General features: G+C 67.8%; 27 protein-coding genes and 1 other RNA gene. 12 read left to right on the top strand and 16 right to left on the bottom strand.

Annotated elements, in window-relative coordinates:
• Nucleotides 1-112: 112 nt before the first annotated feature.
• From argB to rpmH, 7 genes are all read right to left on the bottom strand, one after another.
• Nucleotides 113-1,009: an acetylglutamate kinase gene (argB, locus tag OCUBac02_RS00970; RefSeq protein WP_047579274.1), complete on the bottom strand. Its 897-nt coding sequence runs from the start codon at nucleotides 1,007-1,009 to the stop codon at nucleotides 113-115.
• Between the two features lie 97 nt (nucleotides 1,010-1,106).
• Entirely contained in the window at nucleotides 1,107-1,478 is a 372-nt protein-coding gene (locus tag OCUBac02_RS00965; RefSeq protein ID WP_173043111.1) for a DUF423 domain-containing protein, read from the bottom strand.
• Between the two features lie 6 nt (nucleotides 1,479-1,484).
• On the bottom strand, nucleotides 1,485-2,150 hold the full coding sequence (yihA, locus tag OCUBac02_RS00960; protein WP_047578647.1) for a ribosome biogenesis GTP-binding protein YihA/YsxC: 666 nt from the start codon (nucleotides 2,148-2,150) through the stop codon (nucleotides 1,485-1,487).
• Nucleotides 2,151-2,160: 10 nt separating this feature from the next.
• Entirely contained in the window at nucleotides 2,161-2,808 is a 648-nt protein-coding gene (locus OCUBac02_RS00955; protein WP_465247747.1) for a CatB-related O-acetyltransferase, read from the bottom strand.
• 34 nt (nucleotides 2,809-2,842) lie between these two features.
• On the bottom strand, nucleotides 2,843-4,711 hold the full coding sequence (yidC, locus tag OCUBac02_RS00950; RefSeq protein ID WP_173049210.1) for a membrane protein insertase YidC: 1,869 nt from the start codon (nucleotides 4,709-4,711) through the stop codon (nucleotides 2,843-2,845).
• 47 nt (nucleotides 4,712-4,758) lie between these two features.
• Nucleotides 4,759-5,175: a ribonuclease P protein component gene (rnpA, locus tag OCUBac02_RS00945; RefSeq protein ID WP_173043109.1), complete on the bottom strand. Its 417-nt coding sequence runs from the start codon at nucleotides 5,173-5,175 to the stop codon at nucleotides 4,759-4,761.
• A 54-nt stretch (nucleotides 5,176-5,229) separates the two neighbouring features.
• Nucleotides 5,230-5,364: a 50S ribosomal protein L34 gene (gene rpmH / locus OCUBac02_RS00940; RefSeq protein WP_038364779.1), complete on the bottom strand. Its 135-nt coding sequence runs from the start codon at nucleotides 5,362-5,364 to the stop codon at nucleotides 5,230-5,232.
• 243 nt (nucleotides 5,365-5,607) lie between these two features.
• On the opposite strand from rpmH, the gene ffs reads away from it, so the two are divergent.
• The 4 genes from ffs to recR all read left to right on the top strand — a co-directional run bounded on the left by ffs (nucleotide 5,608) and on the right by recR (nucleotide 8,763).
• An RNA gene (gene ffs, locus OCUBac02_RS00935) (signal recognition particle sRNA small type) lies at nucleotides 5,608-5,704 on the top strand.
• A gap of 86 nt (nucleotides 5,705-5,790) precedes the next feature.
• Complete coding sequence (locus OCUBac02_RS00930; protein ID WP_173043108.1) at nucleotides 5,791-7,656, top strand: DNA polymerase III subunit gamma/tau; 1,866 nt, start codon at nucleotides 5,791-5,793, stop codon at nucleotides 7,654-7,656.
• A gap of 21 nt (nucleotides 7,657-7,677) precedes the next feature.
• Nucleotides 7,678-7,998 carry a YbaB/EbfC family nucleoid-associated protein gene (locus OCUBac02_RS00925; protein WP_047572605.1) on the top strand — a complete coding sequence of 107 codons (321 nt, stop codon included), beginning with the start codon at nucleotides 7,678-7,680 and terminating at the stop codon, nucleotides 7,996-7,998.
• Between the two features lie 159 nt (nucleotides 7,999-8,157).
• Nucleotides 8,158-8,763 (top strand): recombination mediator RecR, encoded by a 606-nt coding sequence (recR, locus tag OCUBac02_RS00920; RefSeq protein WP_047572608.1) that lies wholly within the window; start codon nucleotides 8,158-8,160, stop codon nucleotides 8,761-8,763.
• A gap of 118 nt (nucleotides 8,764-8,881) precedes the next feature.
• Here recR and OCUBac02_RS00915 read toward each other — a convergent pair whose 3' ends face one another.
• Nucleotides 8,882-9,577: an outer membrane protein gene (locus OCUBac02_RS00915; RefSeq protein WP_173043107.1), complete on the bottom strand. Its 696-nt coding sequence runs from the start codon at nucleotides 9,575-9,577 to the stop codon at nucleotides 8,882-8,884.
• 180 nt (nucleotides 9,578-9,757) lie between these two features.
• On the opposite strand from OCUBac02_RS00915, the gene OCUBac02_RS00910 reads away from it, so the two are divergent.
• The 3 genes from OCUBac02_RS00910 (at nucleotide 9,758) to OCUBac02_RS00900 (ending at nucleotide 13,029) form a co-directional block, all read left to right on the top strand.
• Complete coding sequence (locus OCUBac02_RS00910) at nucleotides 9,758-10,807, top strand: YihY/virulence factor BrkB family protein (RefSeq protein ID WP_047572611.1); 1,050 nt, start codon at nucleotides 9,758-9,760, stop codon at nucleotides 10,805-10,807.
• Nucleotides 10,807-12,042 (top strand): NAD(P)/FAD-dependent oxidoreductase, encoded by a 1,236-nt coding sequence (locus tag OCUBac02_RS00905; RefSeq protein WP_173043106.1) that lies wholly within the window; start codon nucleotides 10,807-10,809, stop codon nucleotides 12,040-12,042. The genes OCUBac02_RS00910 and OCUBac02_RS00905 overlap by 1 nt, the downstream gene beginning before the upstream one ends.
• 114 nt (nucleotides 12,043-12,156) lie before the next feature.
• Nucleotides 12,157-13,029: a VOC family protein gene (locus tag OCUBac02_RS00900; RefSeq protein ID WP_173043105.1), complete on the top strand. Its 873-nt coding sequence runs from the start codon at nucleotides 12,157-12,159 to the stop codon at nucleotides 13,027-13,029.
• A 109-nt stretch (nucleotides 13,030-13,138) separates the two neighbouring features.
• Here OCUBac02_RS00900 and OCUBac02_RS00895 read toward each other — a convergent pair whose 3' ends face one another.
• From OCUBac02_RS00895 to OCUBac02_RS00870, 6 genes are all read right to left on the bottom strand, one after another.
• Nucleotides 13,139-13,591, bottom strand: a complete 453-nt coding sequence (locus OCUBac02_RS00895; RefSeq protein WP_173043104.1) for a GNAT family N-acetyltransferase — start codon at nucleotides 13,589-13,591, stop codon at nucleotides 13,139-13,141.
• Nucleotides 13,588-14,556: a cysteine synthase A gene (gene cysK / locus OCUBac02_RS00890; protein ID WP_173043103.1), complete on the bottom strand. Its 969-nt coding sequence runs from the start codon at nucleotides 14,554-14,556 to the stop codon at nucleotides 13,588-13,590. The genes OCUBac02_RS00895 and cysK overlap by 4 nt, the downstream gene beginning before the upstream one ends.
• Before the next feature lie 88 nt (nucleotides 14,557-14,644).
• On the bottom strand, nucleotides 14,645-15,094 hold the full coding sequence (locus OCUBac02_RS00885) for an RrF2 family transcriptional regulator (RefSeq protein ID WP_047582228.1): 450 nt from the start codon (nucleotides 15,092-15,094) through the stop codon (nucleotides 14,645-14,647).
• Nucleotides 15,091-15,564: a dUTP diphosphatase gene (dut, locus tag OCUBac02_RS00880; protein WP_173043102.1), complete on the bottom strand. Its 474-nt coding sequence runs from the start codon at nucleotides 15,562-15,564 to the stop codon at nucleotides 15,091-15,093. Before dut ends, OCUBac02_RS00885 begins: the two co-directional genes overlap by 4 nt.
• Nucleotides 15,565-15,566: 2 nt before the next feature.
• The gene (locus OCUBac02_RS00875; protein ID WP_173043101.1) at nucleotides 15,567-16,889 is read right to left on the bottom strand and encodes a phosphopantothenoylcysteine decarboxylase domain-containing protein; all 1,323 of its coding nucleotides are present in this window, start codon (nucleotides 16,887-16,889) and stop codon (nucleotides 15,567-15,569) included.
• A 110-nt stretch (nucleotides 16,890-16,999) separates the two neighbouring features.
• A complete protein-coding gene (locus tag OCUBac02_RS00870; protein WP_052232492.1) occupies nucleotides 17,000-17,467 on the bottom strand; it encodes an Lrp/AsnC family transcriptional regulator in 468 nt (155 codons plus the stop codon).
• 456 nt (nucleotides 17,468-17,923) lie between these two features.
• On the opposite strand from OCUBac02_RS00870, the gene OCUBac02_RS00865 reads away from it, so the two are divergent.
• Nucleotides 17,924-20,089, top strand: a complete 2,166-nt coding sequence (locus OCUBac02_RS00865; RefSeq protein ID WP_173043100.1) for a protein-disulfide reductase DsbD family protein — start codon at nucleotides 17,924-17,926, stop codon at nucleotides 20,087-20,089.
• A gap of 29 nt (nucleotides 20,090-20,118) precedes the next feature.
• Nucleotides 20,119-20,754: a thioredoxin family protein gene (locus OCUBac02_RS00860; protein ID WP_173043099.1), complete on the top strand. Its 636-nt coding sequence runs from the start codon at nucleotides 20,119-20,121 to the stop codon at nucleotides 20,752-20,754.
• Between the two features lie 131 nt (nucleotides 20,755-20,885).
• Here OCUBac02_RS00860 and OCUBac02_RS00855 read toward each other — a convergent pair whose 3' ends face one another.
• Entirely contained in the window at nucleotides 20,886-22,094 is a 1,209-nt protein-coding gene (locus tag OCUBac02_RS00855; protein ID WP_244639052.1) for a penicillin-binding protein activator, read from the bottom strand.
• 185 nt (nucleotides 22,095-22,279) lie between these two features.
• Between OCUBac02_RS00855 and rsmI the strand changes: the two genes are divergently transcribed.
• The 3 genes from rsmI (at nucleotide 22,280) to gshB (ending at nucleotide 24,707) form a co-directional block, all read left to right on the top strand.
• Complete coding sequence (gene rsmI / locus OCUBac02_RS00850) at nucleotides 22,280-23,188, top strand: 16S rRNA (cytidine(1402)-2'-O)-methyltransferase (protein WP_173049207.1); 909 nt, start codon at nucleotides 22,280-22,282, stop codon at nucleotides 23,186-23,188.
• Nucleotides 23,185-23,580, top strand: a complete 396-nt coding sequence (locus tag OCUBac02_RS00845) for a YraN family protein (RefSeq protein WP_173043098.1) — start codon at nucleotides 23,185-23,187, stop codon at nucleotides 23,578-23,580. Before rsmI ends, OCUBac02_RS00845 begins: the two co-directional genes overlap by 4 nt.
• Nucleotides 23,581-23,762: 182 nt before the next feature.
• Nucleotides 23,763-24,707 carry a glutathione synthase gene (gene gshB / locus OCUBac02_RS00840; protein WP_173043097.1) on the top strand — a complete coding sequence of 315 codons (945 nt, stop codon included), beginning with the start codon at nucleotides 23,763-23,765 and terminating at the stop codon, nucleotides 24,705-24,707.
• Here the strand turns inward: gshB and OCUBac02_RS00835 are convergent.
• Nucleotides 24,704-26,419: a hypothetical protein gene (locus OCUBac02_RS00835; RefSeq protein ID WP_244639051.1), complete on the bottom strand. Its 1,716-nt coding sequence runs from the start codon at nucleotides 26,417-26,419 to the stop codon at nucleotides 24,704-24,706. The two genes, gshB and OCUBac02_RS00835, sit on opposite strands and share 4 nt — an antisense overlap.
• Nucleotides 26,420-26,454: the final 35 nt, after the last annotated feature.

The following is a 26,454-nucleotide window of genomic DNA, read 5'->3' as shown; positions in this document are numbered from 1 at the left end:
GACGCTTCACGCTGTCATGGTCGGGCTTGACCCGACCATCTCGAAAACCAATGCGTGCTGGTCATGAGATTCTCGGGTCGGAGCTTCGCTCCGTCCGAGAATGACGTGCCGATCAACGCCGGATGATCGTGCCGGCGCCGGTATCGGTGAAGAGCTCGATCAGCGCCGCATGCGGCACCTTGCCGTCGAGGATGACGACGGCCTCCACGCCCTTTTCGAGCGCGTAGATACAGGTCTCGATCTTCGGGATCATGCCGCCGGAGATCGTGCCGTCGGCGATCAGGTGGCGGCACTCCTCGATCGTCAGCTCGGAGATGAGCTGCTTGTCCTTGTTGAGCACGCCCGGCACGTCGGTGAGCAGCAGCAGGCGCTTGGCGTTGAGCGCGCCGGCAATGGCGCCGGCGAAGGTGTCGGCGTTGACATTGTAGGTCTGGCCGTCGGCGGCGGCGCAGACCGGCGCCAGCACCGGGATCAGCTCGGCCTTGAGCACCGCGTCGAGCACGGTGGTATTGACCTTCTCGGGCTCGCCGACGAAGCCGAGATCGAGCACTTCCTCGATCTTGGAATCGGGATCGACCACGGTGCGCGTCACCTTGCGGGCGGTGACCATGTTGCCGTCCTTGCCGCAGAGCCCGATGGCGCGCCCGCCCTCGCGGGTGATGTAGCCGACGATCTCCTTGTTGACCGAGCCGGCCAGCACCATCTCGACGACCTCGACGGTCGCCTCGTCGGTGACGCGCAGGCCCTGCTTGAACTCGGACTGGATGCCGAGCTTCTTCAGCATCGCCGCGATCTGCGGCCCGCCGCCATGGCAGACGACGGGCTTCAGGCCGGACTGCTCGAGCAGCACGATATCCTCGGCGAAATCCTCGGCGGTGGCCGCATCGCCCATGGCGTTGCCGCCATACTTGATGACGATCACCTCCTGGTCGTAGCGCTGCATATGCGGCAGCGCCTGAACCAGCAGCTCTGCGGATTGCGACGGCGTCAGGTTGGGATGGTCGGTCATTCGGGCAGGCTCCGCGCGGCCGCAAGGACAGATGCGGGGGCTTCTAGAGCATCGGCCGGGAAAGGGAAATGCGGTTTTCGGCAGGGCCGGGCAGCGTTCAGCTGCGCTTCGCCGTCACGGCGGCGACGGCCAGCCCGAGCCAGCCGCCGAGCATGAACCAGCCGCCGGTCGGCGCCGCGCGCGGAAACAGCGCCGCGCCGCCAAAACCGCGCCGGGCGAGGTCGGCCGCGAACAGGCAGGCGCCGATGATGATCGCCGAGAGCGCGATTCGCGCCAATGCATCCTGGAGATGCCCGCCCTTGCGGGCCGCGGTGGCGCCGATGACGACCGAGGCATGGAACAGCAGCATCTGGCCGGCCGTCTGGACGTGGCCGGGATCGATCGCGACATGGGCCGCCGCCGCCAGAAGCGCGACGCCGGCGAAGCCCATCAGGGCGGCAAGGGCCAGATGGATGCGCGTCGCAGTCATGGCAGCTCAGCCGTGCTCCGCCAGCACGCGGCCGATCGCGGCACGGAATTCGGGGATACCCATGCCCGTCTCGCTGGAGGTCAGCAGGACCTCGGGGAAGGCGGCCGGGCGGCGCTTGATCTCGTCGAAGGTCGCTTCGGTCATGAACTGCTGGTCGGCCTTCTTCAGGGCGTCGCCCTTGGTCAGCACGACCTGATAGGACACGGCGGCCTTGTCGAGGGTCTCCAGCACGGCGCCGTCGACATCCTTGATGCCGTGGCGGGCGTCGATCAGCACATAGACGCGCATCAGGTTGGAGCGGCCGCGCAGGTATTCGTGGATCAGCCGGGTCCAGGCCGCGACCTTCTCCTTGCCGACGGCGGCATAGCCGTAGCCGGGCATGTCGACGATGGTCAGCCGCTCGTCATGGTCGACCTGGCGGAAGAAATTGAGCTGCTGCGTCCGGCCGGGCGTATGCGAGGTCCGCGCCAGCGCGTTGCGCCGCGTCAGCCCGTTGATCAGGCTCGACTTGCCGACATTGGAGCGCCCGGCGAAGGCGATCTCCTGGCCGACCATCGGCGGCAGGTCGTCGATCCTGGTCGAGGCCCAGACGAAATCCCACGGGCCCTCGAAGAGCTTGCGGGCGGCCTCGATCTCCTCGGCGTCATAGGGCTTGGTCGTCGATGTGGTCATGGCGCCCTGCCTACACGGCCCGACGGAGCGCGTCGATATCGGCGCCCTGGATCGCGTCGACATGACGCGCGATCCTGTCGGCGTCCCAGTCCCACCAGCGGATCGCCAGCAGCTCGGCGACGATCTCCGGCGCAAAGCGCATCTTGACGATCCGGCCGGTATTGCCGGCGACCACGGCATAAGCCGGCACGTCCTTGGTCACCTGCGCCCGCGTGCCGATGATCGCGCCATCGCCGATGGTCACGCCCGGCATGATCACCGCCTCGCGCCCGATCCAGACATCGTTGCCGATCACCATGTCGCCGCGGTTGTTCGGGCCGGGCCGCTTCAGGCTCTCGGGGTCGCCGAGGCCGAACATCTGGAAGGGGAAGGTCGAGAACCCGCCGATCGGGTGGTTGGCGCCGTTCATGATGAACTGCGCCGCCTGCGCGATCGCGACGAATTTCCCGATGATCAAGCGGTCGCCGATGAAGTCGAAATGATAGCGCACGCAGCGCGCGACGAAATGCTCCGGCCCGCGCGAGTCGTCATAGTAGCTGTAATCGCCGACCGCGATCAGCGGATGGTCGACCACCGCCTTCAGGAAGGCCGTGCCCTTCCAGCCGGGGATCGGGTGGCGCGTGCTCGGATCGGGCAATGGCATCGGGGCGGCCTTCAAAAGCGAAGGGCGGGAAACCCCGCCCTTCGATCACTCACTTCTTGTTGCTGTTGGCGGGGTTGGGCGCGCCGCCCGCGGCTGCCGGCTTTTTGCCGAACATGCCCTTGAGGTTGTCGAACAGCTCGATCTTCACCCCGTGCTTCTTCATGATGTAGCCCTGCTGGATGACCGAGAGCAGGTTGTTCCAGCTCCAGTAGATCACCAGGCCGGCCGGGAACGAGCCGAGCAGGAAGGTAAAGAACACCGGCATCCAGGTGAACATCATCTTCTGCACCGGGTCCGGCGGCTCCGGGTTCATCTTCATCTGGATGAACATCGTGATGCCCATGATGATCGGCCACAGGCCGAGATGCAGGAAGGCCGGCGGGGTGAAGGGCAGTGCGCCGAACAGGTTGAACAGGTTCGTCGGATCGGGAGCCGCGAGATCGTGGATCCAGCCGAAGAACGGCGCGTGCCGCATCTCGATGGTGATGAACAGAATCTTGTAGAGCGCGAAGAACACCGGGATCTGCAGCAGCACCGGCCAGCAGCCGGCGACCGGGTTGATCTTCTGCGTCTTGTACAGCTCCATCAGAGCCTGCTGCTGCTTCATCTTGTCGTCGGCATAGCGCTCGCGGATCGCCGTCATCTCCGGCTGCAGCGCCTTCATCTTCGCCATCGAGGCGTAGGACTTGTTGGCGAGCGGGAAGAACAGCCCCTTGAGCAGCACCGTGACGATCAGGATCGCGACGCCGAAATTGCCGATGTGCTTATAGATCCAGTCGAGCACGAAGAAGAGCGGTTTGGTGATGAAATAGAACCAGCCCCAGTCGATCAGCAGCTCGAAGCGCTTGATGCCGAGATTCTTCTCATAGCCGTCGATGGCCGCGACTTCCTTGGCGCCGGCGAAGAGCCGGGCGTTCGAGGCGGCCGTGGCGCCCGGCGCGACCGCGACGCCCTCGCCGAGGAAATCGGCCTGGTAGGTATGGCCGGTGCCGGTCTGGACCGAGGAATAGCGGCCCTCGTATTTGCGCTGCTGGTCCGGAATGACCGCGGCGGCCCAGTACTTGTCGGTGATCCCGACGAAGCCGCCGACCGCGTCCTTCCAGGTCTTGCCGGTCGTGCCCGGCGAAAGCAGCGGTTCCTTGTCGAGCTTGTCGTAGGTGTATTCCTGCAGGCCCTGCTCGCCGAGATTACCGACGAGGCCCTCGTGCAGCACGTAATAGCCCAGCGTATGCGGCTTGCCGTGCCGAACGACCTGGCCGTAGGGGAACAGCGTGACGGCGCCCGCGCCCTTGTTCTCGACCTCGTCGCGGATCGTGAACATGGCGTTGTCGTCGACGCTGACGATGCGCTTGAAGGTCAGGCCCTGGCCGTTGTCCCAGCTCAGCGTCACCGGCTTGGCCGGGGTCAGCACCTGGCTGTCGGCCGTCCAGACCGTCGTCGCATTCGGCAGCGGCACGGTCGTGCCGGGCGCCGCGACCCAGCCGAAATCGGAATAATAGGCGTTCGGCCCGCCGAGCGGCGAGAGCAGGACGATGTTCGCGCTCTTCGGGTCGACGGTCTCGCGATAAGCCTTGAGCGAGACGTCGTCGATGCGCGCACCGGTCAGCGAGAGCGAGCCGGCGATCTTGGGCGTGTCGATCTTGACGCGGGCGCTTGCGGCCAGCGCCTGCTCGCGGGTGCCGATCTGCTGCGGGGCAGCGCTGCCGGGCGCGGCGGAGCTTGCCGGCTGGCCGGGCGTGGAGGGCGCGGGAGCGGAGCCGGATGCGGCGGGAGCCTGCTGGCTCTGGGCCTGCTGGGCCTGTTGCGCGGCCTGCTTCTGCTTTTCCATCTGCGGCACGCCGTAGAAGAACTGCCAGCCGAGCAGCACGACCACGGACATGACGATCGCGAGAAGCAGATTGCGGTTGTCTTCTTTCATCATGGTCGGAAACGGATCTCGCTTGGTCCGGTAGGGGCGCTGGCGGGTCAGGCTTGCGAAGGCGTGCCGCGCTTGGAGGGCGGGCGGCGCCTGTCGGCATGCGGCTTGTGAGGCTTTGCCCGCTCGATGGCAATCGAAAGATCGGCGACGAGCGTCCTGAATCGCGCGGTCAGCACCTCGGAGCGCGCGACGATCACGAGGTCGCAGGGCCGTTCGGCCTGGCTCGTGAGCGCCTGCTTGGCCGCTTCGCGCAGGCGCCGGCGGATGCGGTTGCGCTTCACGGCATTGCCGGTCTTGCGCGAGGCGGTGAGGCCGAGCCTCAAGGCCACGGGTTCGCCGTCCTTGCGGGGCTCGTCGGGCGCGGCGTCGCGCACCTGCGCCATGAAGGCGGGCGAACGAAAACGGCGGCCGTGCTCGGCCGCCGCCAGGAATTCTTTGCGTTGCGTCAGACGGGCGAGGCGCATGGCGATTGGCCTGTCTTCCGAAACCGGCGCGCTATCGTCACGCGCCAGCGCTCGTCAGGCCGACAGGCGCTTGCGGCCGTGGGCGCGGCGAGCGGCGATGACCTTGCGGCCACCCTTGGTCGCCATGCGGGCGCGATAGCCGTGGCGGCGCTTGCGAACCAGCTTGCTGGGTTGATAGGTTCTCTTCACGGTCCGTCTCCGGGGCCTTTATGAGCACGACGGCCGCGGCTTTCCCAGGGAAAGCATGGCCAACCGAGCCTGTCATGCGATAAGGGTCGGCGCCGCCTTTCGGCTGCGCAGGTGGCGGGCTTATGACGGATGGACGACACCAAGTCAACGCCAAACTGGCGGATGTGGCACCGGCTGCGACGAAGCTTCGCGGTCTTTCGATGGCGGCTTGCGATTCTTCGAGACATCCCCGATATAGCGGGCGGGAGGTTGGCGAGGGACGTCTCACTCGCCAACCGGGTCAGGTCCGGAAGGAAGCAGCCCTAACGAGACCGAACGGGTCTTCGTCCAGCCTCCCACCTCATGCGCCCGATAAAGCGTCGGACCGAAGCACGGAGCCGGCGCGGCGCCATTGACCCTCGCCTCCCGATTGGCGAAACCATCTCCATGACCGACCCGATCGACGCCGCCTCTGCTGACGAACCGGGATTCGCCGGTTTCGATCCGGTGCCCGCGCCGCCGCCGGCTGCCAATGGCGCGCCCGCGCCCTACCGCGTGCTCGCGCGAAAATATCGCCCGGCGCATTTCGGCGACCTGATCGGCCAGGAAGCGATGGTGCGCACGCTGACCAACGCCTTCGCGGCCGGCCGCATTCCGCAAGCCTGGATGCTGACCGGCGTGCGCGGCGTTGGCAAGACCACGACAGCCCGCATCCTGGCGCGCGCGCTGAATTTCCAGACGCCGGACGGGCAGGGCGGCCCGACCACCGATCTCCGCGAATTCGGCATCCATTGCCGCGAGATCATCGAGGGCCGCCATATCGACGTGATGGAGATCGACGCCGCCTCCAACAACAGCGTCGACAATATCCGCCAGATCAACGACGCCGTGCGCTACGCGCCGGTCTCGGCCCGCTACAAAGTCTATATCGTCGACGAGGTGCACATGCTCTCGACCGGCGCCTTCAACGCCTTCCTGAAGACGCTGGAGGAGCCGCCGCCGCATGCGAAGTTCATCTTCGCGACGACGGAAATCCGCAAGGTGCCGATCACCGTGCTCTCGCGCTGCCAGCGCTTCGACCTGCGCCGCGTCGAATCCGACGTGCTGGTCGATCACCTCGCCACTATCTGTCGGGCCGAGAGCGTCGATGCCGAGCAGGAGGCATTGGCCGCCGTCGCCCGCGCCGCCGAGGGCTCGGTGCGCGACTCCCTCTCGATCCTCGACCAGGCCATCGCCCATGCGGCCGGCCGCATCACGCTCGACGATATCCGCTCGATGCTCGGCCTTGCCGACCGGGCCCGCGTCATCGACCTCTTCGAAGCCGTGATGAAGGGCGATATCGCCGCCGCGCTCGGCGAATTGCGGGCGCAATACGACGCCGGCGCCGATCCGGTCGTGGTGCTCAACGACCTCGCCGAGTTCACCCACCTGGTTACGCGCCTCAAGCTCGTGCCCGAGGCGGTGAAGGATAACAGCCTCGCCCAGGCCGAGCGCGTGCGCGGCGGCGATTTCGCCCAGCGCCTCTCGGTCCGCATCCTCGCCCGCACCTGGCAGATGCTGCTCAAGGGCATTGCCGAGGTGAAGCAGGCCGACCGGCCGGTGATGGCCGCCGAGATGGTGCTCGTCCGCCTCGCCCATGCCGCCGACCTGCCGACACCGGACGAAGCGCTGAAGATGCTGCGCGACGGCATGGGCTCCGTCCCCGCCGGCAACGGGAACGGCGGTGGCATGCCGCGCCCGCCCTCCGGCGGCGGCAATACCGCGCTCGTTGCCCGCCCGATCCTCGCCAGCGCCAATCCCGCGCCGGCTCCGGTCGCGCGTGCCGTGGCCGCGCCGATGGCGATCGTCGCGACGCTGGAGGATGTCGTCGCGCTCGCCTCGCAGCACCGGGACATCACGCTCAAGATCGCGCTGGAGCGCGATATCCGGCCTGTGCGCTTCGAGCCCGGCCGCATCGAGTTCTCGCTGGCTGAGGGCGCTTCCCGCACCCTCGCGCAGGACCTGTCCCGCCGCCTCAAGGAATGGACCGGCCAGACCTGGATGGTCGCCGTCGTCAATGAGGAGGGCGGCGCCACCATGCGGGAGCAGGCGGCGGCTGCGAAGGACCAGCGCGAGACCGATGCGGCGGCCCACCCCGCCGTCAAGGCGGTGCTGGAGCGTTTCCCCGGCGCGCGCATCGTCGATGTCCGCGATCCCCGCGCTATAGCGGCGGCCGAGGCGGCGGCGTCCATGCCGGCCGAAGACGAATACCTGCCCGATGCCGAGCCCCTGTTCGATGATTCCGAGCCGGATTTCGACGGCATCGATTTCTGACGATTCCGAGGAGGATTTTCGATGCGCGACATGATGGGCCTGATGAAGCAGGCACAGCAGATGCAGCAGAAGATGGCCGACATGCAGGCCGAACTCGACAATATCGAGGTCGAGGGCGGCGCCGGCGGCGGCATGGTCACGGTGACGATGACGGCCAAGGGCGCGCTCAAAGGCGTCAAGATCGATCCCAGCTTGATGGTGCCGGACGAGCGCGAGATCCTCGAGGACCTGATCGTCGCCGCCGCCAACGACGCCCGCACCCGCGGCGAGCGCGTCATGCAGGAGCGCATGGCCGAGATCACCAAGGGCCTGCCGATCCCGCCGGGCATGAAGCTGTTTTGATCGCGACCAGCGCCGCCCTTTGTCATTCCGGGGCTTCGCGAAGCGAAGAACCCGGAACCCACGACTGGGCTGTCCCGACCGGGGGCTCCCTTGAAAGGCTCGCCCCGTCGTGGCTTCCGGGTTCGGCCTGCGGCCGCCCCGCAATGACAAGGTAGCGCCATGTCCCGCGCCATTGCCGGTCCCGAGATCGAAAGGCTGATCCAGCTCCTGGCCAAGCTGCCGGGGCTCGGGCCGCGCTCGGCAAGGCGCGCCGCGCTGCATCTCGTCAAGAAGCGCGAGCAGTTGCTCGGCCCGCTCTCCGAGGCGATGGCGGTGGCGCGCGAGCGCATTGTCGTCTGCGCCCGCTGCGGCAATGTCGATACCAGCGACCCCTGCGGCCTCTGCACCGATCCGCGCCGTGACGACGGGCTGATCGTCGTCGTCGCCGACATCTCCGATCTCTGGGCGCTGGAGCGCTCGGGCGCGGTCTCCGGCCGCTACCATGTGCTGGGCGGCGTGCTCTCGGCGCTCGACGGCGTGCGCCCTGAGCATCTCTCGCTCGACGCACTGGTGGCGCGGGCCTCCGATCCGGTGGTGAAGGAGGTCATCCTCGCGCTCAACGCCACGGTGGACGGCCAGACCACGGCGCATTTCATCACCGATCTCCTGGCGCATCTGCCGGTCAAGGTGACCAAGCTCGCCCATGGCGTGCCTGTTGGAGGCGAGCTCGATTATCTCGACGACGGCACGCTGGCCGCCGCAATCCGCCAGCGCACGGGGTTCTGACACCTTCGCGTCATTCCCGGGCTTGATCCGAGAATCTCAGCCCGGAAGAGGTACCGGAGCCTCCGCGTCACGAGATGCTCGGGCCAAGCCCGAGCATGACGGCCAAGCCGGGGCGTCTTCAGAACTTGTAGGCGACGCTGGCGCGGGCGCTGTGGCTCGACAATTCCTGCGAGCCGGTCAGGCCCGGGAAGGCGCCGGAACTGGCGAAACGGTTCCGCCCGAAATCGGTGTAGCGGTATTCGGCGCCGAGGATCAGGTGGTCGGTGAAGGCGAAATTGACGCCGGCGCCGAGATTCCAGCCGGTCCGGGCGCTGGTCAGCCGCTCGCCGAATCCGGCACCGGGCGCAAAGACGCGCCGCTCGTATTCGGTGAAGGAGGCGCCGCCGGTGCCGTAGACCATCCAGCGGTCGAAGGCGAGGCCGAGACGCGCGCGCGCCGAAGCCTGCCAGTCCTGGCTGACGCGGCCGGAGAGGCCGATCCCATCGAAGCGGCTGCGGCTGTTCAAGGCTTCGACATCGCCCTCGATACCGAGGACGATGCCGCCGAGCTGGTAGTTGAAGCCGGCATGGGCGCCGCCGAAAGCCGAATCCGCGCCGACGCGGAAGCTGACGGGCGCGAAGGCGCCAGCGATCCGCACGCGGCTGTCACCCCAGGCATAGCCGCCCTGGACGCCCGCATAGAAGCCGGTCCAGGAATAGAACGCCGGCAGTTCCGGAGCCGGCGGCAGGGCGATCTTGCGCAGGTCGGCCGCAGAGGCCGCGCCCGACAGCAGGATCGCGAGGCCCGTCAGGCCGGTTCTGAGCAGCTTCTTCATCGGGCTTTCCGCGCCATGGGGAAGCGCCAGCCGCTTGCGGCGGCGCCCGGTCATAACGAAGCATTAAGGTTAACAATCGGCTAAGCCGCCTTCCGGATGCGGTCATGCCGGAACGATTGCGGCCGAAGCCGGTTGCCCTCAAGCTGCGATGGCAATAGCGGGCGGAGCGTGAATCCGGATATGGCTTTCCTCAAACGGGTCACGGGCGCGGCCGGGATCGGGGTCGCTCTGGGTTATCTGTCGGGGATGATCTCCGACAAGCTCGGGCGGCGCAGGCAGGAGGTCGTGCGCGGCCGGCTGGCCAGGACGCCGCTGCAGATGACATGGCTCGGCTGGAAGGACGTGCTGCTGCGCTTCATCGGCAATGTTGCCGACAATCGCCTGATTTCGCTCGCCGGCGCGGTCGCGTTCTTCACCCTGCTCTCGCTTGTGCCGGCCTTGTCCCTACTGGTCACGATCTACCGCTATTTCACCGATCCCGCGACCATCGCCGAACAGCTCGATGGGATCACGACCATGTTCCCGGAGGCCGCTCGCGAGCTGATCCATGAGCAGGCGATGCGGCTCTCGACCCAGTCGGGCGCAAGTCTGTCCCTGACCTTCTGGATCAGCCTGGGCGTCGCGATGTGGTCTGCCAACGCCGCGGTCAAGGCGATCTTCGACGCGCTCAACATCATCTATCGCGAGGGCGAGAAGCGCAGCTTCCTGAAGCTCAACGCGATCTCGCTTCTGACCACTATCAGCGGCGTCGTCCTGCTCGTCGCCGCTCTCATCGCCATCGCCAGTCTGCCGGTGGTGACCGCGCTCTTCCCCTTCCATTCCGAGCTTGAGCGCCTGATCCGGCTCGTCCGCTGGCCCTCCTTCTTCGTCATGGCGACGCTTTCGATCGCGGTTCTCTACTGGATCGGCCCGAGCCGCGAGCGGATGCGCTTCGTCTGGGTGATGCCCGGCGCCATCGCCGCCGCGCTGTTCTGGGGCGCCGCGTCCTATGCATTCTCCTGGTATGTCTCGACGCTCGGCAACTACACGGCCGCCTATGGCTCGCTCGCGACCGTCGTCGTGTTCATGACTTGGCTCTGGCTCTCGGCCACGATCGTTCTGGCCGGGGCCGAGCTCAATGCCGAGCTGGAGCACCAGACCGCCCATGACACCACGACCGGGCGGCCGAAGCCGCTCGGCGAGCGTGGCGCCACCATGGCCGACCGGGTCGGCCCGGCAAGGGCGGAGTGATGCTCGACGCGGAACATACGCGCCACGAGGATCTGCGTACCGGCAAGGGGCCGTGGCGCCCGGCTCTGCAGCGCCCCACTGGCGGGGTGCTCGAAGCCGACATCCGCTGCGATGTCGCGATCGTCGGCGGCGGCATCACGGGGGCTTTGGTTGCCGAGCACCTGACGGCGATGGGCCGTGATGTCGTCCTGATCGACCGCGAGCGCGAAGGCTTTGGCAGCACGGCGGCCTCGACCGCGATGCTGCAATGGGAGATTGACCTCAAGCTCTCGGAGCTCGCGGCGCTCTACGGCTTTGCCGCTGCGGCGGAGGTCTACCGATTGAGTTTCCAGGCCGTCGAAGGCCTGCGCCGTCTGGTCGGCGATCTCACCTTGACGTGCGGTTTCTCCCCTCGCCAGACCGTCTATTTCGCCGCGGGCGAAAGCGGCCCCCGTGAGCTTCTGGCCGAGGCCGGCCTACGCGAGCGGGCGGGCTTGCCCGGCAGCTTCGTCGAGCATGCCGCCCTGCTGGAGGCCTTCGGTTTCGACCGCGCGGCGGCCATTGTCTCGCCGGGCTCCGCCGAAGCCGATCCGCTGAGCCTCTGCCACGGGCTTCTCGGAGTCTCTGCGCAGCGTGGGGCGCGGCTGCTCCGCGACGAGGCCGTCGGCTTCGACGGCGCCGGCCGTTCGGCTGCCGTCACGCTCGCGAGCGGGCACGTGGTCGAGGCCGGCAGCGTCGTGCTCGCGACCGGCTATGCCATGCCCGATATCGTCAGCGACGACCTGCATCGCGTCGCCTCAAGCTGGGCGATCGCGACGGTGCCGCAAGCACCGCAGGCGCTCTGGTCCGGCCCCGCTCTCGTCTGGGAGGCTGCGGAGGATTATTGCTACTGCCGTACGACTGCGGATGGCCGCATCGTCTTCGGCGGCGAGGACGAGGATTTCGACGATCCCGACCGGCGCGAGGCGCTCGGCCCCGAGAAAACGAAGGCCTTGCAGGCGCGCCTGCACGCGCTGATTCCGCAAGCAAGGCTCGCTCTCGATCACGCCTGGTCCGGCGCCTTCGGTCAGACCGAGGACGGCCTGCCCCTGATCGGGCGGGTGCCCGGCCATCCGCGCCTGCTCGCGGCCTATGGCTATGGCGGCAACGGCATCACCTTCAGCTTCATGGCTTCCCGCCTGATCGGGTTGCTGGTCGAAGGGCGGGAGAAGCGCTGGTTCCGCCATTTCGCCATCGACCGCCCCCGCCCCGGCTGAGCCGCTTCATTGCAGCCATGCAATCGCGGCCTTGCCGGCCGGCCGGGCGACAAGAGCAGTTGGAAGCGCCATCTTGATGCTGTGGCCGGCTCGGCCGCCGCGAAAGGATTTCCCATGGTCGCAACGATCGAACGGGCGGCCTCAGCCGCCACTCTCGAAGCCCACAAGGCGCCGGTCTTCATCGGTGCGGTGACGCTGCGGACGCATGATCTCCCCGCCATGACCGCCTATTACCGCGACGCGATCGGGCTGCGCCTGCTCCGGCAGGACGCGGCGAGCGCCGATCTCGGCATCGGCGGGCGCGTGCTGGTTCGTCTGGAAGCTGGCGCGACGCGGCCGACCTCCACCACCGGCCTGTTCCATCTCGCCATCCTGCTGCCGTCCAGGCGCGATCTCGCCAACTGGCTGAGGCATGCCGCGGTCACGCGCATCCCGCTCGAAGGCGCTTCCGACCATCTCGTCAGCGAGGCGCTCTATCTTTCCGATCCCGAAGGCAACGGCATCGAGATCTATCGCGACCGCAAGCGCGCGGAATGGCCGCGCAAACCCGATGGCAGCATCGCCATGGCGACCGAGCGGCTCGATCTCGACAAGCTCCTGGGCGAGGCCGACGAGGCGGCCTATGCCGGCATGCCCGAGAGCACGGGGATGGGCCATATCCATCTGCGCGTCGGCGATACGCAGGCCGCCGAAGCCTTCTATCGCGATCTGCTCGGCTTCGACCTGATGGTGCATTATCCCGGCGCGAGCTTCCTCTCCAGCGGCGGGTATCACCATCATATCGCCGGCAATATCTGGGGCAGCCGCGGCGCCGGCCCGCGCCAGCCGGGCGAGGCCGGGCTCGATCGCTTCGAGCTGGTCGCGCGCGACGAAGCCGGTTTCGCGGCGATGCGCCAGCGCGTTCTGGCGGCCGGCGGCAGTGAGGCCGAGGGCGTGCCGACGGTCACCGACCCCTGGAACAACCGGATGGTTCTGGTGCGCGGATAATACGGCCGTCATGCTCGGGCTTGACCCGAGCATCTCGGAAACCAGGGCCTTCTTGTCATAAGATTCTCGGGTCTGCGCTGCGCTTCGCCCGAGAATGACGGGCTGCTGTTCAGCGCGTCAGTAGGTGCGAGCGGCGGGTTCCGCCCGTGTCCGGCGCGAAGCCGTTCGCCTCCCAGAAGGCGCTTGCGCGCGGATCGGCCGCGCGCAATGACAGCCGCGGCGCAAGATCGAGCCCCTGCTGGATCAGCGCGGCGGCGAGCACGCGCCCGATACCGGCGCCACGATGCAGCGGCCGGACATAGACATGCCGGACGCGCAGCAGATCGGGCGCCGCGTCGTAAGGGTCGGGCGTCAAGGCGCCGATGCCGGCGAGCTCGCCCTCATGAAAGGCGGCGAAGGTGACGAAGCGCTCGTCCGCTCCGCCATAATGGCCGGCGAGCCATTCCTCGCGCAGCCCCTCGACGAAGCGGTAGCTTTCCGCGCTCGCTTCCTGGCGCAAGGCCTCGAAATCGTCCGGCAGGCTGTCGGCCAGCCGGACGATCTGGATGGCCGCTGCGGTCACAGACCCTCGAACAGGGCGCTGGAGATGTAGCGCTCGGCGAAGGAGGGAATGATCACCACGATGGTCTTGCCGGCATTCTCCGGCTTGGCGCCGACTTCGAGCGCCGCCGCGACGGCAGCACCCGACGAGATGCCGGCCGGGATGCCCTCGCTCCTGGCGAGCGCGCGGGCCGTCTCGAAGGCCGTCTGGTTGCCTACGGTGACGACCTCGTCGATGATTCCGCGATCGAGGATGCCCGGTACGAAGCCGGCGCCGATGCCCTGGATCTTGTGCGGACCGGCCTGGCCGCCGGACAGGACGGGGGAATCCTCCGGCTCGACCGCGACCATCTTCACGCTCGCTTTGCGCGCCTTCAGCACCTGGCCGACGCCGGTGATTGTGCCGCCGGTGCCGACGCCGGAGATGACGATGTCGACCGCGCCATTGGTATCGTTCCAGATCTCCTCCGCCGTGGTCTTGCGATGGATCTCGGGATTATGCGGGTTCTCGAACTGCTGCGGGATGATCGCGCCGGGGATCTCGGCCTTGAGCTCCTCGGCCTTGGCGACGGCGCCGCGCATGCCGCCGGGGCCGGGCGTCAGCACCAGCTCGGCACCGAGCAGGGCGAGCATCTTGCGCCGCTCCAGCGACATCGTCTCGGGCATGACCAGGATCAGGCGATAGCCGCGCGCCGCCGCGACGAAGGCCAGCGCGATGCCGGTATTGCCCGAGGTCGGCTCGATCAGCGTGCCGCCGGGCTTGAGCGCGCCGGAGGCTTCCAGCGCATCGATCATGTTGACGCCGATCCGGTCCTTCACGCTCGAGATCGGGTTGAAGAACTCGAGCTTGGCGAGGATGGTCGCCTTGACGCCGCGCTCGGCCGGCAGCCGGTTGAGCTTGACCAGCGGGGTGTCGCCAATCGTGTCGGTGATTGAGTTGTAGATGCGTCCGCGTCCGGGCGCCTTTGTCTTCTGTGCTTCGGCCATGACATGACTCCTCTGGACGAGAGACCGTTCAGGCGTGACGCTAGATCAATTCACAGAGACTGTCGATAAAAAGAAATAAATAACATAATTAGATTGTGAAATCAGCTTTCGCATCGAGCTCGAAGACGGATTTAGCCTGCGCCCTCCGGCACAGTTCCTCGACCGTGACCGTGTCGAGCGCGGCCAGGAAGGCCGCCGAGGCCTGCGCAACCTCGGGCCCGATCACCTCGTCGACGAGTCGCGATTGCGGCTCGGGCCCAAGCCCCTCCTCGATCGCCTCCTGCATTGCGGCCCGCGCGATATCGCCGGCCGTGATCTTGCGGCGCTCGCGCGCGAGCTCGTAGCCGCCGCGCGGCCCGCGCACCCCCTTGAGGATGCCGACGCGCACCAGCGTCTGCAGCAGGGTTTCGAGATGGCGCGGCGGCAGGGCATGGCGTGCGGCCAGCAGCTTGGCCGCGACCGGCTGCGGCCTTGCATGCAGCGCGATATCGACCACGGCGGCGATGGCGAGCAGGCTGCGGCGCGAGAGCAGGATCATGGCCGGCCTCCCGCGTTGGCGCCACCGCTGACGCCGGTCGAGCCGTAGCCCCCGGCGCCGCGCGCGGTTTCGCCGAGCGTCCCGACCTCCGAAAGCCGGGCATGGGCGACAGGAGCGACGACGAGTTGGGCGATGCGGTCGCCGCGCGTGACCGTGAAAGTCTCGCTGCCATGGTTGATCAGGACAACCGAGACCTCGCCGCGATAGTCGCTGTCGACCGTGCCAGGCGCATTGAGGACGGTGACGCCATGGCGCAGCGCCAATCCCGAGCGCGGCCGCACCTGCCCCTCGAATCCCTCGGGCAGTTGCATCGCGAGGCCGGTCGGCACGAGCACGCGCTCTCCGGGCGCCAGCGTCACGCTCTTGGCGATAGCGGCGCGCAGGTCGAGCCCGGCCGCGCCTTCCGTCTCATAGGCCGGCAAGGGCAGGTCGGCGCCATGCGGCAGGCGCTGCAACAGGACAGTGGCCATCGTCAATCCGTCTGCCGGGCCGGTGCCAGCCCGGCGATATGAGCGACAAGCCGGGCCGCGACCTCGCCCTTCGGCAGGGTCGGCCAGGTCTCGACGCCCGTCGTGGTCACCAGATGCACGGTATTGGCGTCGCCACCCATCACGCCGGTGCCGCCGACATCATTGGCGACGATCAGGTCGCAGCCCTTCTTCGCGAGCTTGGCGCGGGCATAGTCGATCACGTTCTGCGTCTCCGCCGCGAAGCCGACGACCAATGGCGGGCGCCCGCTCCTGCGATGCGCGATCGTTGCGAGGATGTCGGGGTTTTCGACCAGGGAGAGCGGCGGCAGCGCCTTGCCGTCCTTCTTCAGCTTGTCGGAGGCCGCATCGGCCACGCGCCAGTCGGCGACGGCGGCGGCGAAGATCGCGATATCGGCCGGCAGCGCCGTCTCGACGGCGGAAAGCATCTCGCGGGCCGATTCGACATGGATGGTCTCGACCCCGGCCGGATCTGGCAGGCTCACCGGCCCGCTCACCAGCGTCACGCGCGCACCGGCTGCGGCTGCGGCCGCTGCGATGGCATGGCCCTGCTTCCCGGAGGAGCGGTTGGCGATGTAACGCACGGGGTCGATCGGCTCATGCGTCGGCCCCGACGTGATCAGGACATGCCGGCCGGAGAGAGAGCCCGTCGCATGGTCGCCGCCCGGCAGCCGGCCGAGGAAGCCGATGGCGCGCTGAGCGTTGGGCTTTTCGCCGGCGAGCGCCAGTTCGATCGCGGCGAGGATTTCCGGCGGCTCGGCCATGCGGCCCGGCCCGCTCTCGCCGCGCTCGGCCATCGCCCCGACATTGGGACCGACGACGAGCACGCCTTCCTTTTCGAGCTGCGCCATGTTCCGTCGCGTCGCCGGATGCTGCCACATGCGCGGATTCATCGCCGGCGCGATCAGCACGCGCTTGTCAGTCGCAAGCAGGGCGGTCGAGGCGAGGTCGTCGGCATGCCCGTTCGCCATCTTGGCGATCAGGTCGGCGGTGGCAGGCGCGACCACGACGAGATCGGTCGAGCGCGAAAGCTGGATATGGCCGATATCGGCCTCGTCGGTTAGCGAAAACAGGTCGGTGAAGCAGCGCTCGCCTGCCAGCGACGAGACGGTGAGCGGCGTAACGAACTGCTCGCCGGCCTTGGTCACGATGCAGCGCGAGGCGATGCCGCGATCCTTCAAGCGGCGGATCACCTCCAGCATCTTGTAGGCGGCGATGCCGCCGCCGATGATCAGGAGAACGGAGCGGGAAGCGGACAAGGCGGCTCCTCGGGCAGCGCGAATGGCGAACGGCCCGTTACGTAGCATCTGCCGTGCCGCGCTGGGAAGCGCAGTGGGAATTCAATCGCAGCCCTCATCCTTCGAGACGCGCTCCTGCGGAGCGCTCCTCAGGATGAGGGCTCGCAACGGGTATGGCTTTAGTTGCGGGGGAGATCGGGCACCTTATAGGCCGTCGTCGCCTTGATCCGCTCCATCGCGAAGCGCGAAGTCACGTTCTTGAGCGGGATCGTCTCGATCAGTTTCTTGTAGAAGCCGTCATAGGCGGCCATGTCGGCGACGACGACGCGCAGCATGTAGTCGACATCGCCCGCCATCCGGTAAAACTCCATCACCTCGGGCATGGCGGCGACCATCTGGGCGAATTTCTCTAGCCAGGGGCCGGAATGGTCGGCCGTCTCGATCTGGACGAAGACGGTGAGGCCGAGCCCGATCTTCTCGGGCGCGACCAGGGCGACCCGCTTCAGGATCACGCCGGCCTGTTCCAGCTTCTGGATGCGCTTCCAGCACGGGGTCTGCGAGAGCCCGACGCGGTCGGCGAGCTCCGCGATCGAGATATTCGCGTCCGCCTGAAGCACGGTCAGAATCTTGCGGTCGATGGCGTCCATTCTCTCAATCTCACTTTGTGGAGAAATTTATTCTTCATATCCGAATTTTGAAGAATAAATCGCCATGCTATGTTGAAAAAGGCAGCTTACATAGAATAATATTTTTATGCGCTGTCAATGGGCGTTAGTCTCGCTTCGCTTTCGGCAGGGATCTGGACGATGGCTCGACGCCGGTCTCGTTACGGATGGCGCTGCGATTTGACTGACGGCCCGCATGTTCGTCCTTGTGGTTGGCATCCGCGCCTTGAACGCTCGAACAGGAAGATGCGGCGGGTCGGGACAACCCCGATCGCGACGGGCATCCCGCCGGCTGCGAGGGACGGCGACATCATGGCGCGCTGCCTCCAGCGGGCATATCGCCCAGAATAGCCGGGACCCCGCCTCACTGCCTTGTCATTGGCGGGTGAGGGCGGATTGAGGCATGGGGTCGGGGTGATCAGGGATTGCGACGGCATCATGCGGCGATTTTTCGGCAAGCGTTTCCTGCGTGGAGCGGTTCTGGTGCTGGGGTTGTTCGCGCCCGGCCTCGCGCTTGCCGCGGAATCCGCCGCCGTCAGCTCGCCGCGCGTCACCGCGACCCTGGTGTCGAGCCGCGACGCGGTCGCGCCCGGCGAGCGGTTCAAGGTGGCGCTCGTTCAGAAGCTGGCGCCGCACTGGCATACCTATTGGCTGAACCCCGGCGATTCCGGCGAGCCGACCCAGATCAAATGGGACCTGCCGGCCGGCGCGGCCGCCGGCGATATCCAGTGGCCGGCGCCCAAGGCGATCCGGGTCGAGCCGCTCGTCAATTTCGGCTTCGAAGGCACGATCCTGCTGCCGCTCGAGATCACCGTGCCGGCCGATGCCAGGCCCGGCGAGAATTTTGCGCTGAAGGCCGAGGCGACCTGGCTCGTCTGCGAGAAGATCTGCATTCCCGAGGAAGGCTCCTTCACGCTCGACCTGCCCGTCGCCGCCGCGAGCGCGGTCGACGAAGTCGCCGAGGCGCGGATCGACGCCGCCATCGCGACCTTGCCGAAGCCGGCCGCCTTCCGAGGCAGGCTGCGCGACGACGCCGGCAAGCTCGTGCTCGACCTGCCGGGCCTGCCGGCCGGTGCCGCCGATCTGCGCTTCTTTCCCCTCTCGGACACGCTGATCGAGCATGCGGCCGACCAGCCCTTCGCCGCCGGCGACAACCCCGCCCTGACGCTGACCCGTTCGAGCGCCTTCAAGCTGGCCAAGCCTGAAGTCTCAGGCGTGCTCACCTTCACGGAGGCGGGTGCGCCGAGGGCCGTGACCCTCCTCGCCGATGCCGATCCGGCCCTGATCGCGGCCGGTGGAGCAGCCGCGCCTGAGGCCCGTCCGGCCGTCGTCCGCATTCCCATGCCGTCCGAGGGCGCTGACCTGACGCTCTGGGCGGCGCTCGCCTTCGCCTTTGCGGGCGGTTTGATCCTCAACCTGATGCCTTGCGTCCTGCCGGTGCTGTTCATCAAGGCGCTCGGCTTCGCGCAGCTCGCGCATCGCAGTCGCTCCGAGGTTCGCGAGCAGGGCCTGCTCTTCCTCGGCGGCGTGCTGGTCACCTTCATGGTATTGGCCGGCGCGGTGATCGCCTTGGGGGCGCTGGGCAGCAGCGTCGGCTGGGGTTTCCAGCTCCAGTCCCCGCCGCTCGTCATCGCGCTCGCGGTGGTCATGGTGCTGATCGGTCTGAACCTGCTCGGCGCTTTCGAGATCGGCGCCTCCGTAGCGGGTCTTGGCGATGGCCTTGCGAGCCGGGGTGGGCGCCTCGGCGCCTTCATGACCGGCGTTCTCGCGGTCGTGGTCGCGACGCCCTGCACGGCGCCGTTCATGGGCGCGGCGATGGGCTATGCGGTGACTCAGGCCCCGGTCGTCGCTCTCTCCGTCTTCATGGCTCTGGCGCTCGGCTTCGCCCTGCCGGTGGTCGCGTTGTCCTTCGCGCCGGGCCTGCTGCGCCTGCTGCCGAAGCCCGGCCGCTGGATGCTGGTGCTGAAACAGACCTTCGCCTTCCCGATGTTCGCGACCGCGATCTGGCTGATCTGGGTCGCCTCGGTGCAGAGCGGCCCGCAAGGCGTGCTCGCCGCCTTGGTCGCGGTGCTGGCGGCGGGCTTCGCCGTCTGGCTCGTCGGCGTGACGCGCGGCTCTCCCGGGCGTCGCGTCTTCGGCTCGGCGCTGGCGTCTCTCGTCGTGCTCGGCGCCGGCTGGTTCACCGTGCAGAATGCCGTTCCCGGCGCGGCCACCGAGGCGCGGGCCGGCGATATCGAGGCCTGGTCGCCCGAGCGGGTGGCGGCCCTGCAGGCGCAGGGCAAGCCGGTCTTCGTCAATTTCACCGCGGCCTGGTGCATCACCTGCATCGCCAACGAGCGCGTCGCGCTCTCCCGGCAGGAGGTGAAGGACGCCTTTGCGAAGCTCGGCGTCGTCTATCTCAAGGCCGACTGGACCAATCGCGACAGCCGCATCGCCAGTGCGCTCGCCGAGCAGGGTCGGGCCGGCGTGCCGCTCTATCTGTTCTACCCCGCCCGCAAGGAGGCGCAGGCCGAGATACTGCCGCAGCTCCTCACCGTGGACGGGCTGATCGCCGCGGCTGAGCGCGCGGCCGGTCGCAACGCGAAGACGGCGGCACTGCCATAGGTTTTCGACATCAACCCAGGGAGACAGACATGCAAAGCCTGACCAGACAGACTTTCATCGCCGGCCTTACCCTCGCCGGTCTCGCCTTCCCGGCCGCCGGTTTTGCGCAGGGCGCGGCCAAGGTCGGCGCGCCCGCTCCCGCCTTCCAGGCGGTCGATGTCGAGGGCAAGACGCGCAATCTCTCGGAGTTCGCCGGCAAGACGGTGATCCTCGAATGGACCAACCATGACTGCCCCTATGTCCGGAAGCACTATAACAGCGCGACCATGCAGAATCTGCAGAAGGACATGGCGAAGGAGGGCGTGGTCTGGCTCTCGGTGATCTCCTCGCCGCAGGGCGAGCAGGGCCATGTCGATGCCGCCAAGGCCAAGGAACTGACGGTCCAGCGCAACGCCGCTCCGGCCGGCATCCTGCTCGACCCGAACAGCAAGATGGCGCGGGCCTATGGCGCCCAGACCACGCCGCACATGTACATCATCGATCCCAGGGGCACGCTCGCCTATATGGGCGCGATCGACGACAAGCCGACATCGGCGGCATCGAGCCTCGAAGGCGCCAAGAGCTATGTCCGCCAGGCCGTGGCCGAGCTCAAGGCCGGCAAGCCGGTCTCGGAAGCCAGCACCAAGGCCTATGGCTGCGTGGTGAAATACGCCCCGCTGAGCTGATCGCTCTCAGCCGTCATGCTGGGCTTGACCCGAGCATCTCATGACAAGAAGGCTTTGAAGCCTCCTTCCGGAAGAGATTCTCGGGTCTGCGCTGCGCTACGCCCGAGAATGACGGTGCCCTTCCGGCTCGCCTATTGCGACCGCGAACCGAGATCGCGCGGCGCGGCGTTGATCGTGACGATCTGCCCGTTGCGCAGTTCCAGCACCGCGAGCCCGCGCTCGACCTGCCCGTCCGGGCGGAAGCGGAAGACGCCGTCAGCCCCGGCGAAGCCCGAGCCATTGGTCAGCACGGCTTCCGAGAAGCGCTGCGACCCTTGCGTGCGCGCCAGCGCCGCCGCCAGCGAGACCGCGTCATAGGCCAGCGTCGCGGTGCGGGTCGGCGCGCTGTTGAAGCGCTGCTGGTAGCGCCCGGCGAAGGCGTTGAACCCGGCGGTATCGGGCGAGGCGAACCAGCCGCCCTGGATCGCCGGCACGCGCGCGATCCCCGCATCGTTCCAGACGCCGGTGCCGAGCGGCTTGACCTTGGCCGGGTTGTAGCCGGCCTCCTGCAGGAGCTGGCCGAGCGTCGGCATCGTGTCGGCGGCGGCGGGCACGAACAGCGCATCGGCTTGCGCGAGCGAGGGCATCAGGCGCTGGATCGCGGCCTTCATCGCGGCCGGATCGGAGCTGAAGCGCTCGATCGCCGCGACGCGCGCGCCGCGATTGGCCACGGCCTGCTGGAAGGCGGCCTCGACGACCTTGCCATAGGCGGTGTCCGGCACCAGCGCGGCGAAGGACTTGCGGCCCTGCTGAGAGGCATAGCCGATCACGCGGTTGACGTCGTTCTCGGGCGGGAAGGAGAGCAGGTAGATGCCGCGCGAGGCGACATTGGAATCGCTGGAGAAGGCGATGACCGGCCTGTTCGCGCCGCGCGCCACCTGGCCGGCCGCCTGGACGGAGGGCGCGAAGAGCGGGCCGACGATCAATTCGGCCCCTTCCGACAGGGCTTCCTGCGCGGCGGCGCGGGCGCCATCCGGCGTGCCGCGATCGTCCTTGACCAGCAGGGTCAGGTCGGCGTTCGGAAACTCGGCCAGCGCCATCTCGGCGGCGTTCTTCAGGGAATTGCCGACGACGGCGCCCTGTCCCTCGGCCGTCAGCGGCAGGATGATGCCGACTCTGACCTTGCCGGTGCCGATGGTCTGGCCGGTCGGCGCGGCGCCGCCGGCAGACGGCGCGCCCGAATCGAAGCCCGGTACCCCGGAGGTGCCGCCGCCGCAGGCGGCGAGCGCGAGCGGCAGCATCACGGCGAAGGCCCGTGCCTTGAACCGCAGGATCGGTGCGAGGTGCCGATGAACAAACACGGGCGATCTCCAGTCGTGACCGGGCCGGCGAGACGCTGCCCGGCGATGGGTCCTGTGGAACTGTTGTGCCCCCGGACCTCTCGTGCCAGTCCGGAAGCCTATTTTCAAGTTGTTAACTATGGGTTGCAGGATCGCGAACGCGCCACGCCATGGCGCGGGCCGTGCGGCTGTGGCAGCGTGACCGGATGTCGACCGATGCCGCCGCCCGTTCTCCCAGCTATACCGCCTTCGGCCTGAAGGCCGAGGCCGAGCCGCTGGCGCCCGGCCTTCATATCGTCGCGACACCGATCGGCAATCTCCGCGACATCTCCTTTCGGGCGCTGGCGACGCTCGCCGCTGCCGACGCGATCCTGGCCGAGGACACCCGCACCTCGAAGACGCTGCTGGCGCATTACGGGATATCGACGCCGCTCCTGCCTTATCACGAGCACAACGCCGCGCAGATGCGCCCGAAGGTGCTGGCGAAGCTGCGCGAGGGCGGCAAGCTCGCCCTGATCTCCGATGCCGGCACGCCGCTCGTCTCCGATCCCGGCTACAAGCTCGTCGCCGAACTGGTGGCCGAGGGCCTGCCGGTCACCGGCATTCCCGGGCCCTCAGCCGTGCTGGCGGCTTTGGTGCTCGCCGGCCTGCCGACCGACCGCTTCTTCTTCGAAGGCTTCCTGCCGCCGAAATCGGGCGGGCGCCGCACGCGCCTGACCGAGCTCGCCGCCATACCTGGCACGCTGGTCTTCTTCGAATCGCCCCGCCGCCTCGCCGAGATGCTGGCTGATGCCGCCGCCGTGCTCGGCGCGCGGCTCGGCGCCGTCGCGCGCGAGCTCACCAAGTTCTACGAAACGGTTCGGCGCGGCACGCTTCCCGAGCTCGCCGCCTATTACGATGGCGAGGAAGAGGCGCGCGGCGAGATCGTCGTGATCATCGGCCCGCCCGGCGCCGCCGATCTCGTCACCAGCGACGAGGCGATCGACGAGCGCCTGCGCACGGCCATGGCCAGGGTCTCGCTGAAGGAGGCCGTGGCGCAGGTCGCGGCCGAAACCGGCCAACCGCGCCGCAAGGTCTATGCGCGCGCGCTCGAACTCACCCGCGACGATCCGTGAGCAGGGCCGGCGCCGATCCGCGCGGGCGCAGCCGAAAGGCGCGCCGCTCCGGCCTGACCGGGCGCCGCGCCGAATGGCTGGCCATCCTCTGGCTGACGGCGAAGGGCTATCGCCTGCTGGAGCGGCGTTTCGGCGGCAAGGGCGGCGAGATCGATCTCGTGATGAAGCGCGGCCGCACCATCGCCTTCGTCGAGGTCAAGGCGCGCGGCCGGCTCGACGACGCCATGATCGCGATCACCCCGGAAAAGCAGCGCCTCGTCGAGCGGCGTATCAGGCACTGGCTCTCGCGCAATCCCTGGGCCGCGAGCCATCATTTGCGCGCCGACGCGGTCTTCCTGGCACCCTGGCACCGGCCGCGCCATGTGCCTGCCGCCTTCGCGCTTGTCCTTTGATGCAAGAGCATTGTGCAAAAAGTGGGCACCGGTTTTTGCTGAAACAATGCTCCAAGTTTTTAGAATCGATCACGTTTTTCGCCTTCTGACGATTACGTCAGAAGGCGACGTGGTCGATGCGCCCCACTTGCAGGAACCCCGCCCGCGGCCCGATAAGAACGGCCTGCAACAGGAAGCCTGTCATGAGCCTCAACGTCGCCATCCAGATGGACCCGATCGAGCGCATCCGGATCGCCGGGGATACCGGCTTCGCGCTGATGCTGGAGGCGCAGGCGCGCGGCCACACGCTCTACACCTACACGCCAGACAAGCTTTCGATGCGCGACGGCAAGGTCACTGCGCCGATGCGTCCGGTGAAGGTGCGCGATGTCGAGGGCGACTATTTCACCGCCGGCGCCGAGGAGAAGGTCGATCTCTCCGAGCTTGATGTCGTGCTGCTGCGGCAGGACCCGCCCTTCGACATGGCCTATGTCACCACGACGCACATGCTGGAGCGCATCCACCCGAAGACGCTCGTGGTCAACGATCCGACCTCCGTGCGCAACGCGCCCGAAAAAATCCTCGTCACCCATTTCCCGGAGCTGATGCCGCCGACATTGATCACCCGCGACAGGGCGGAGATCGAGGCCTTCCGCGACGAGCATGGCGAGATCGTCATGAAGCCGCTCTATGGCCATGGCGGCGCGACCGTGTTCAAGACCAGCAGGACCGACCCGAATTTCGGCTCGCTCTTCGACCTGTTCAGCAACCTCTTCCGCGAGCCCTGGGTTGTGCAGGGTTTCATCAAGGAGGTCACCGAGGGCGACAAGCGCATCATCCTGATCGACGGCAAGGCGGCCGGCGCCGTGAACCGTGTCCCGGCGGTCGGCGATCTGCGCGCCAACATGGTCCGTGGCGGCGCGGCGCGCCCGACCGACCTGTCGAAGCAGGAGCTTGCGATCTGCGAGGCGATCGGCCCGACCCTGCGCGAGCGCGGCCTGCTGCTGGTCGGTATCGATGTGATCCACGGCAAGCTCACCGAGATCAACGTCACCGCGCCGACCGGCGTGCGCGCGATCAAGAAGCTCGGCGGCCCGGACCTCGCGGCGCAGCTCTTCGACGTGATCGAGGCGAAGCGCGGACGCTAACCCGCTTTCACATAGCCCTTCCAGCAGCGCCCGAGCGCGATCTCCCGCCGGCCCGTCAGGACCGGCGCGTAGATCCGGCGCAGGGCTTCGTTCGCCACCGTGACCGGGCAGAGCGGATAGAGCACGAGGTCGGCCTCGCGGGCGAGCGTGATCTCGGTGTCGTCCGGTTTCGGCACGGCCCGGAACGGATCGGCACCGATGGCGATGCCGCGCGGCGCGCTGCGGCCCATCACGGCGGGGAACGGGTTGACGAAATTGAGGCTCATGATCGTCTCGAAGCGACGCCCGCTCGCCTGCTCATGCGCCAGAATTGCCGAGACGCCCTCGTCGACCGCCATCAGCCACGACGCCTGGAAGTCGAGTTCCGAATAGAGCTGCGGCGACGGCAGCATCTCGCGGGCGGTGAACTCCCGGAAGGTCGCGGGATGGGCCGCGTAGATGTCGAGCATCGCCTCCGCGCGGTTCATGACGTCGGCATGCTGCGAGACCTGGCCGAGCCGGCCGAGATGCTGGTTCGGCAGGGCGGCATAGCCCGCCTGCGCCATCAGGGCGCGCGCGCCGCGCTGAAGCACGGTTTCGGCCGGCGGGATCGCGGTGGCCGCGACGAGGCAGCAGACGACCAGCGCACCGCGCCGGCCGCTGCCGAGCCAGCGTGACAGGATCATAAGCAGCACCGGCCAGATGAAGATGAAGGCCTGCCCGCCGGTGTTCTGCGTCTCGAAGAACAGCCCGGCGGCGAGGACGACGGCGAGCCAGGCGACGTCGCGGTCGAGCAGTCGGACGAAGCCGGTCGCCGACGGCTGTCCGCGTAGCGCAAGGGTAGCCTCCGCGATGTCGTGGCGGTCCAGCCAGAGCAGCGCGAGCCCGAGCGCCGCCCCGGCGCCGACGATGTCTAGATGCAGCGAGGTGGCCTGGACGAAGCGGGGCAGGATGCCGCCGGCATTGATCGCGATCAGCGCGAGGATGCTGTCGAGATAGGAGCTGACGAGACCTGTGGTGAGTTCCAGTCCGATCAGCCCAAGCCCGGCCGCTGCCGCGATCAGGAGACTCTGGCGCCAGCCGATCCGCCCTGCGGCGAGCGCGAAGGCCGTGACGATGCCGCCGGCGAGGAAGCCGGTGATCTTGATCAGGAACAGCGCGGTCAGCGTCCAGCCGATGACGGCGCCGAGTGCGGGGCCGCGCAGGAAGACGAGGCCGCAGACCAGCACGTAGAGCACGATGCTGACATGCCGGTTATAGATGCCGAACCCGTCCGTGCCGGGGAAGAAGGAATAATGCTCGACATTGATCGGCAGGATCTGGAAGGCGAGATAGGGCAGGAGCAGCGCCAATGCCCTGGCGCGCGACTGCTTGCCGATGGCGTGCAGGATCACGGCCATGGCCGGGGCTGTCACCGCGAACAGGCACCATTGCGCCGTGAGCAGCGGGTGGGCGCGCGGGAACAGCGTGTCGAGCCCGGCGAAGAGCCAGTAGCCGAGCGGGCCGACCGGCGCGATGAAGTCGATCAGCGGGACCTGCCCTTCGCCGATGCGGTTGGCGGCGTCGAGATAGAGGACGAGGTCCCAGTACATCGGCCCGAGTGGCAATGTCAGGGGCAGCGTCAACAGGAGCGCGCAGGCGAGGACGGCGATGCCGAGCAGGGCGAGGGGCAAGTTGGGAAGCCAGCTCGCTCGCGTCGAAACCCCTGTCCCGATCGTGTCGCCGGCCTGCATGCTGTCCCTTTCCCCGTCCTCGACAGGGATCAGCT

The organism is Bosea sp. ANAM02, assembly GCF_011764485.1.
Lineage (GTDB): Bacteria > Pseudomonadota > Alphaproteobacteria > Rhizobiales > Beijerinckiaceae > Allobosea.
The sequence above is the reverse complement of the archived record's forward strand: the minus strand, read 5'-3'. Positions and strand labels throughout refer to the sequence as shown.